Here is a 7,929-nt window from a genome sequence, read left to right as displayed (position 1 = left end):
GTGCTGATACCCAGAGTCGAACTGGGGACCTCACCCTTACCAAGGGTGCGCTCTACCAACTGAGCCATATCAGCACGTATTGGAGCGGGCAGCGGGAATCGAACCCGCATCATCAGCTTGGAAGGCTGAGGTAATAGCCATTATACGATGCCCGCATCCTGAAACTCGGCTACCCAGTTCTTTCTGTAACAAAAAAAGAGATTTCTCTCTTTTTTGTTTGAGCTGGTTAATTTTTCCAACCAGCTCCGGCGGCATTAACGCTGCCAGAAAGTGGTGGTGGGGGAAGGATTCGAACCTTCGAAGTCTGTGACGGCAGATTTACAGTCTGCTCCCTTTGGCCGCTCGGGAACCCCACCGGACTTGATGGTGCCGACTACCGGAATCGAACTGGTGACCTACTGATTACAAGTCAGTTGCTCTACCTACTGAGCTAAGTCGGCATCAAGTAGCGCGCATTCTATGGATACCTGCGCAGTCATGCAACTAAAAATTTGCATAAAACGTTCTTTCGCTCACATTTTATGCGAACAGCGTGCTGAACGCTGTAAAAGTAGTCATTCACGGTCAAATATTCAACATATCACGCTGATTTGCACGGTATACACCGTAGCGTGACGGCTTACGCGTAACGCAGCGCTTTCCATCTTTTTTCTTATTATTCCTGTCATCTGGTGTTAACCTCCTGCCCATTGTCCAAAATTAACTGTGTGATGAGCCATGATCCGGCAGTATTGTGCTGGCTCACTGAAGCATGCTTATGAGCAAAAAAGAGCAATCGTTAATGACACCTTATCTTCACTTTAACCGCAGCCAGTGGGCTGCCCTGCGTGATTCCGTCCCTATGACGCTGACGGAAGGTGAAATCGCACGGTTAAAAGGGATAAACGAAGACCTGTCCCTGGAAGAGGTCGCGGAAATTTATCTCCCCCTCTCTCGCTTGCTTAACTTCTATATAAGCTCCAACCTGCGCCGTCAGGCGGTACTGGAGCAGTTCCTCGGGACGAATGGTCAACGCATTCCTTATATCATTAGCATTGCAGGCAGCGTGGCCGTAGGTAAAAGCACTACCGCGCGTGTCCTGCAGGCGCTGCTGAGCCGCTGGCCGGAACACCGTAGCGTGGAGTTGATTACCACCGATGGCTTCCTGCATCCGAACGAAGTACTAAAAGAACGCGGGCTGATGAAGAAGAAGGGCTTCCCGCTCTCTTATGATATGCACCGTCTGGTGAAATTTGTCTCTGACCTGAAATCGGGCGTGCCTCACGTGACTGCGCCGGTGTATTCACACCTGATCTACGATCGCATCCCGGACGGAGATAAAACGGTGGTCCAGCCGGATATCCTGATTCTGGAAGGGCTGAACGTTCTGCAAAGTGGAATGGACTATCCTCACGACCCGCATCATGTGTTTGTCTCCGATTTTGTCGATTTCTCTATTTATGTTGATGCGCCGGAAGATTTACTCCAGAACTGGTATATCAACCGCTTCCTGAAGTTCCGTGAGGGTGCATTCACTGATCCGGACTCCTATTTCCATCACTACGCCCAGCTTTCTGAAGAAGAAGCGGTTAATGTGGCAAGAGGGTTGTGGAATGAGATCAACTACGTGAACCTCAAAGAGAACATCCTGCCAACGCGTGAGCGCGCGAGCTTAATCCTCACCAAGAGCGAGAAGCACGCTGTCGACCAGATTCGCTTACGGAAATAATAAAGCAGAGATAAAAAAACCGGCTGAACGCCGGTTTTTTGTTTTAAGCATGTGGCTTTTCGCCATTTTCATCCTGATCGACCGCAAAGCAGGCGACCAGTTGACCACCATAATCCTTCAGTTGCGGCTGCAACTGGGTGCAAGGACCAAAGCGGCGACTACAGCGGGCGTTGAATGCACATCCCGGAGGCGGATTCAGCGGGCTTGGTAACTCACCCGTCAGCTTAATGCGCTCACGACGTTCATCCGGGTTCAGACGCGGCGTCGCGGACAGCAGCGCCTGGGTATATGGGTGACGAGGATTATTAAAGATCTGATCTTTCGTCCCCTTCTCCACGCAACGCCCCAGATACATCACCATCACTTCATCAGCAATGTGCTCCACCACTGAAAGGTCGTGCGAGATGAACACGTAAGAGAGCCCAAGCTCCTGCTGCAAGTCCATCATCAGGTTCAGCACCTGCGCGCGGACGGAAACATCGAGTGCCGAAACCGGTTCATCGGCAATCACCACATCCGGGTCGAGCATCAGACCACGTGCGATAGCGATACGCTGGCGCTGACCGCCAGAGAACATATGCGGGTAGCGATCGTAATGCTCGGTTTTCAGGCCGACTTTCGCCATCATCGCCAGCGCTTTTTCCCGACGCTGCTCTTTGCTGAGATTACTGTTAATCAGCAGTGGCTCTTCCAGAATCTGTCCTACTTTCTTGCGCGGGTTCAATGAACCGTACGGGTTCTGGAACACAATCTGGATTTTCTGTCGACGCAGTTTCTGTGCCTGCGGATCATGCTTGAGCAGATCCTGCCCCTGATAGTAAAGCTCACCACCGGTTGGCGTTTCAATCATCGTCAGCAGACGGCCCAGCGTCGATTTACCGCAGCCCGACTCCCCGACTACCGCCAGCGTTTTACCGCGTTCGAGGGTAAAGGAGACGCCATCCAGCGCTTTGACCAGGCGCTCAGGGGCAAACAACCCCTTTTTCACCGGGTAGTGTTTTTTCAGGTCGATAGCCTGCAACAGCGGTTGTTGCGTGGTGGCCTGTTGCGTACTCATAGTGTTGGCCTCCCGGCATCATCGAGTGGGTAGTGGCATTTCGACTGACGACCGTCAGCAAGCTGATTCAGCTCTGGCTCTTCTGACCGGCATTTATCCGTCGCATACGGACAACGCGGATTCAGCAGACAGCCCTGTGGTCGGTCGTATTTACCCGGCACGACGCCCGGCAGTGACGCCAGCCGCGCTTTGTCCTGGGCAAATTCCGGCAGTGCACGTAGCAGAGCCTGCGTATACGGATGACGCGGCGCGCGGAAGATATCGTGCGAACTTCCGGTCTCCACCACCTGGCCTGCATACATCACGATGATTTTGTGCGCCGCTTCGGCCACCAGCGCCAGGTCGTGCGTAATCAGCACCAGCGCCATATTCTCTTTCTGCTGCAGTTCCAGCAGTAGCTCGATGATTTGCGCCTGAATGGTTACATCCAGCGCCGTCGTCGGTTCATCCGCAATCAGCAGTTTCGGCCGACAGGCAATCGCCATTGCGATCATCACGCGCTGGCTCATGCCGCCAGAGAGCTGGTGCGGGTATACGTCCAGACGCGATGCCGGGTCAGGAATACCGACCTGGTTCAGCAGATCGATCGCCCGCTGACGACGGGTTTTCTTATTCCCGCCCTGATGCACCTTAATTGCTTCCATAATCTGGAAACCGACGGTGTAGCACGGGTTCAGGCTGGTCATTGGGTCCTGGAAAATCATCGCCACTTCCGCGCCTACCAACTGGCGGCGCTGTTTTTCGGAAATGCGCTTCAGATCCTGACCGTTGAACTGGAGGTTTTCCGCCATCACGCGGCCCGGATAATCAATCAGCCCCATAATCGCCAGCGAGCTTACTGACTTACCGGAACCTGACTCCCCTACGATGCCAACCACTTCGCCCTGATTTACGCTGTAGCTGATGCGGTCCACGGCGCGAAACGGGGTACCTTCGTCGCCGAAGTGCACCGATAATTTATCTACATTTAATAACGCCATCTCGTGCCTCTTACTGCTTCAGTTTGGGATCAAGTGCATCACGCAGACCATCACCCATCAGGTTAAATGCCAGCACCGTCAGCAGGATTGCCAGACCCGGGAAGGTGACAACCCACCAGGCGCTTTGTGCGAACTGCAACACGTCAGAGAGCATAGTGCCCCACTCCGGTGTTGGCGGCTGCGCACCCATGCCCAGGAAGCCAAGAGCGGCCATATCAAGAATGGCGTTAGAGAAACCGAGCGACGCCTGAACGATCAGCGGCGCAAGGCAGTTAGGGAAGATATTAACGAACATCTGACGCATCGCACCTGCACCCGCCACGCGAGAAGCGGTAACGTAGTCGCGATGCACTTCCACCAGTACCGCCGCACGCGTTAAACGCACATAGTGAGGAAGCGCCACGAAGGTCAATGCAAGCGCAGCGTTGCCAATCGACGGGCCGAAGATCGCCACCAGCACCAGGGCCAGCAGCAGGCTTGGCAGTGCCAGCATAATATCGACGATACGCATGATGATGTTATCAACGATACCACCGAAGTAACCGGCAACCAGACCCAGTACTATCCCCATGATCAGGGACAGCACCACTACCAGGCAGCCGACCAGCAGCGAAAGACGTGCGCCGTACATCAGACGCGACAACACGTCGCGACCCACATCATCAGTACCTAACAGGTGCGCCAGGCTACCACCGTCCTGCCACGCAGGAGGTGCCAGCAGGGCATCACGGAACTGATCCGCTGGGTTATACGGCGCCAGGACGTTCGCAAACACCGCAATCAGGATCATGATAGAGACATAGACCAGCCCCACCACCGCGCCTTTGTTGCGCTTGAAGTAGTGCCAGAATTCCTGCAGCGGCGTCATTGGAACCGGTGCAGCAACTACTTTATTTTCAGAAACCTGTGACATGATGGCCCCTTACTTCTTATGACGAATACGCGGGTTCACCACGCCGTACAGCAAATCGACCAGCAGGTTAACGAGGATAATCATCGTCGCAACCAGCAGCACACCACCCTGCACGACCGGATAGTCACGGCGTTGCAGCGCGTCAATCAGCCAACGCCCCAGGCCTGGCCAGGAGAAGATGGTTTCGGTCAGGATCGCACCTGCCAGCAGCGTACCCACCTGCAGACCGATAACGGTCACCACCGGCAGCATGGCGTTACGCAGCGCATGAACGATGATGACACGCATACGCGTCAGGCCTTTGGCACGCGCGGTGCGGATATAATCCTCACCCAGTACTTCCAGCATGGATGAACGGGTCATACGCACAATCACCGCCAGAGGAATAGTACCGAGCACCATTGCAGGCAGGATCATGTGGGCCACGGCATCAAGGAAGTTACCCGGCTCACCCCAGATGGCCGTATCGATCAGCATAAAGCCGGTCAACGGATTAGAGTCATCAAGGAAGACCATATCGCTGACGCGCCCGGAGACCGGCGTCAGGTTAAGCTGCACCGATACCAGCATAATCAGCATCATGCCCCACCAGAAGATAGGCATGGAGTAGCCGGTCAGCGCCAGGCCCACGGCAGTATGGTCAAAAATGGAGCCACGTTTAACCGCAGCCAGGACCCCAACAGGAATACCCACCGCAGTGGCGAAAATCATGGCGCAGACACCAAGTTCGAGTGTCGCTTTGAAACGCGGCACGAACTCGTCCCACACCGGAAGACGGCTTTTCAGCGAAATACCCAAATCACCGTGCAACACGCCCCAGATATAGTTGAGGTACTGCTGCCACAGCGGCTTGTTCAGACCAAGCTCAGCCAGCAACTGTGCATGGCGCTCAGGGGAAATACCACGCTCGCCCGCCATAATCATTACCGGGTCACCGGGGATCATATGGACGAAGGCAAAAGTGAGAAGGGTGATACCGATAAACGTGGGGATAACAAGTCCCAGACGTCGGAGGATGAACTGCAACATAACCCGGATTCTCTCTGATGACGCACGACCAATGGCGTGACGTCTGTATTGCTCACAAATGTAAATTCCCTCTCCCTTGGGGAGAGAGTTAGGGTGAGGGGATGCACGCACGCCCCTCATCCCTGCCCTCTCCCGGAGGGAGAGGGAGAACACCCTACTTATTATTCAACCGATACGTTTTCGAAGTGGTGTTTGCCCAGTGGATCAACCACGTAGCCCTTCACTTCTTTACGCACTGGCTCATACACGGTGGAGTGAGCAACAATCAGCGCCGGAGCCTGATCGTGCATAACAACCTGAGCTTGCTTGTACAGTTCGATACGTTTGTTGTGATCGTCGGTCGCACGCGCCGGCTGAATCAGGTCTTCAAACGGCTTGTAGCACCAGCGAGAGTAGTTGGAGCCATCTTTTGCCGCCGCACAGCTGAACAAGGTTGCGAAGAAGTTGTCCGGATCCCCGTTGTCACCGGTCCAGCCCATCATCACAGCCTGATGTTCACCCGCTTTGGCGCGCTTCAGGTACTCGCCCCACTCGTAGGTCACAATCTTGGCCTGAACGCCAATCTTAGCCCAGTCAGCCTGAACCATTTCCGCCATACGGCGTGCGTTCGGGTTGTACGGACGCTGTACTGGCATCGCCCACAGTTCAACGGTAAAGCCTTTATCCTGGCCTGCTTCTTTCAGCAGCGCTTTCGCTTTCTCAGGATCGTAGGAGTAGTCCTTAACGTCGTCGTTATAGCCCCACATGGTTGGTGGGATCAGGTTCTTGGCAGCAACGCCCGCGCCCTGATAAACCGCTTTGATGATCGCTTCTTTGTTTACCGCGTAAGTCAACGCCTGACGCACTTTCACGTCATCAAACGGTTTCTTCTCGGTGTTAAAGGAGAGATAGCCTACGTTCAGGCCAGCCTGCTCCAGCAGATTGATATTCTTATCCTGCTTCATGCGAGCGATATCAGCCGGGTTCGGGTATGGCATAACCTGGCATTCGTTTTTCTGCAGTTTTGCATAACGCACAGACGCATCAGGCGTGATGGAGAACACCAGACGGTCGATCTGAGGTTTCGTACCCCAGTAACCCGGGAACGCTTTGTACAGAATGCGAGAATCTTTCTGGTACTGCAGCAGCTGGAATGGACCGGTACCGATTGGGTTCAGGTCGACTTTCTCCGGGGTACCGGCTTTCAGCATGTTGTCCGCATATTCTTTAGACAGAATAGACGCGAAGTCCATCGCCAGGTCAGCCAGGAATGGTGCTTCCGGGCGAGTCAGCACGAACTGCACGGTTTTATCGTCAACTTTTTTCACTTCAGAGATCAAGTCTGGCAGACCCATCCCTTCGAAGTATTCATAGCTGCCGCCAGACACTTTATGGTACGGGTTCTGAGCGTTTTTCTGACGGTCAAAGGAGAACACAACGTCATCGGCGTTAAAGTCGCGCGTTGGTTTGAATTCTTTGCTGTCCTGCCACTTCACGCCCTGGCGCAGATGGAAGGTATAGGTTTTGCCGTCTTCGCTGACGTCCCACTTCTCAGCCAGACCTGGAATAACTTCCGTGGTACCGGTTTTGAATTCAACCAGACGGTTATAGATCGGTACAGAGCTTGCGTCGTACGTCGTACCAGAGGTAAAGAGCTGTGGGTTAAAGCCTTCCGGCGAGCCTTCAGAACAGTAAACCAGGGTTTTTGCCTGTACGCTTGCTGCCACGGTCATCGCCACCAGGCTCAAACCAAGCTTCAGCATCCCTGACTTCTTCAAGGAAATACTCATTATTCTGCTCCAATGTGATGTTTTGCTTTGTTGTGTTACGCCGCCTGACCTTTATTTATTTTTTACCCGGTCCGGTCGGTGATGCCCTAAGGCGTTAAAGGGATGGAGAATCCTTTCAGAAGAGCGTTTGAGTTGCAGCGCAGATCGTCCCTGAAATGCCCCTCATGCCCTACAATCTGTCAACAGAATGTGAAAACGTCAATACAGGTGGCGGGGATTTACGCTGAGTGTGAGAAACCGCAAACAAAGATTAAAAAAACTATGCATGCCAGTTTTCAGCAGGGAAATTTATGCTACTCGCTATCTTGCAGCACAAATATCTTCATATTTTGCAACAACCAGTGATTAACTTTTATTCAGATTGGGTAAATTTTCTTACAAAATGGTGATTATCTGAGCACTAAATTCCACGAACGTTAAAACGCACAGCGAAATATGCTGGGGTTATCCATAAGCAACGCGAAAAAAGATCA

General features: G+C 53.4%; 6 protein-coding genes and 4 tRNA genes. 1 reads left to right on the top strand and 9 read right to left on the bottom strand.

The window, feature by feature from the left end; translation table 11 throughout:
• Nucleotide 1 precedes the first annotated feature (1 nt).
• The 4 genes from V6E55_RS22675 to V6E55_RS22660 all read right to left on the bottom strand — a co-directional run bounded on the left by V6E55_RS22675 (nucleotide 2) and on the right by V6E55_RS22660 (nucleotide 440).
• Nucleotides 2-74 (bottom strand) — tRNA-Thr (locus V6E55_RS22675).
• 6 nt (nucleotides 75-80) lie between these two features.
• A tRNA-Gly gene (locus V6E55_RS22670) sits at nucleotides 81-155 on the bottom strand.
• Between the two features lie 116 nt (nucleotides 156-271).
• A tRNA-Tyr gene (locus tag V6E55_RS22665) sits at nucleotides 272-356 on the bottom strand.
• A gap of 8 nt (nucleotides 357-364) precedes the next feature.
• A tRNA-Thr gene (locus tag V6E55_RS22660) sits at nucleotides 365-440 on the bottom strand.
• Nucleotides 441-757: 317 nt separating this feature from the next.
• On the opposite strand from V6E55_RS22660, the gene coaA reads away from it, so the two are divergent.
• Complete coding sequence (gene coaA / locus V6E55_RS22655) at nucleotides 758-1,708, top strand: type I pantothenate kinase (RefSeq protein WP_028018278.1); 951 nt, start codon at nucleotides 758-760, stop codon at nucleotides 1,706-1,708.
• 43 nt (nucleotides 1,709-1,751) lie between these two features.
• Here the strand turns inward: coaA and dppF are convergent, their stop codons facing one another.
• From dppF to dppA, 5 genes are all read right to left on the bottom strand, one after another.
• Nucleotides 1,752-2,765, bottom strand: coding sequence for a dipeptide ABC transporter ATP-binding subunit DppF (gene dppF, locus V6E55_RS22650; RefSeq protein ID WP_114978901.1), 1,014 nt, complete (start codon nucleotides 2,763-2,765; stop codon nucleotides 1,752-1,754).
• Nucleotides 2,762-3,745 (bottom strand): dipeptide ABC transporter ATP-binding protein, encoded by a 984-nt coding sequence (dppD, locus tag V6E55_RS22645; protein WP_114978902.1) that lies wholly within the window; start codon nucleotides 3,743-3,745, stop codon nucleotides 2,762-2,764. The genes dppF and dppD overlap by 4 nt, the downstream gene beginning before the upstream one ends.
• 10 nt (nucleotides 3,746-3,755) lie before the next feature.
• Entirely contained in the window at nucleotides 3,756-4,658 is a 903-nt protein-coding gene (dppC, locus tag V6E55_RS22640; protein ID WP_114978903.1) for a dipeptide ABC transporter permease DppC, read from the bottom strand.
• A 9-nt stretch (nucleotides 4,659-4,667) separates the two neighbouring features.
• A complete protein-coding gene (dppB, locus tag V6E55_RS22635; protein WP_114978904.1) occupies nucleotides 4,668-5,687 on the bottom strand; it encodes a dipeptide ABC transporter permease DppB in 1,020 nt (339 codons plus the stop codon).
• Between the two features lie 161 nt (nucleotides 5,688-5,848).
• Entirely contained in the window at nucleotides 5,849-7,456 is a 1,608-nt protein-coding gene (dppA, locus tag V6E55_RS22630) for a dipeptide ABC transporter periplasmic-binding protein DppA (protein WP_114978905.1), read from the bottom strand.
• Between the last annotated feature and the right edge of the window lie 473 nt (nucleotides 7,457-7,929).

It is taken from the genome of Enterobacter sp. 342, from assembly GCF_036663495.1.
In the GTDB taxonomy this organism is placed as follows: Bacteria; Pseudomonadota; Gammaproteobacteria; order Enterobacterales; family Enterobacteriaceae; genus Enterobacter.
The sequence above is the reverse complement of the archived record's forward strand: the minus strand, read 5'-3'. Positions and strand labels throughout refer to the sequence as shown.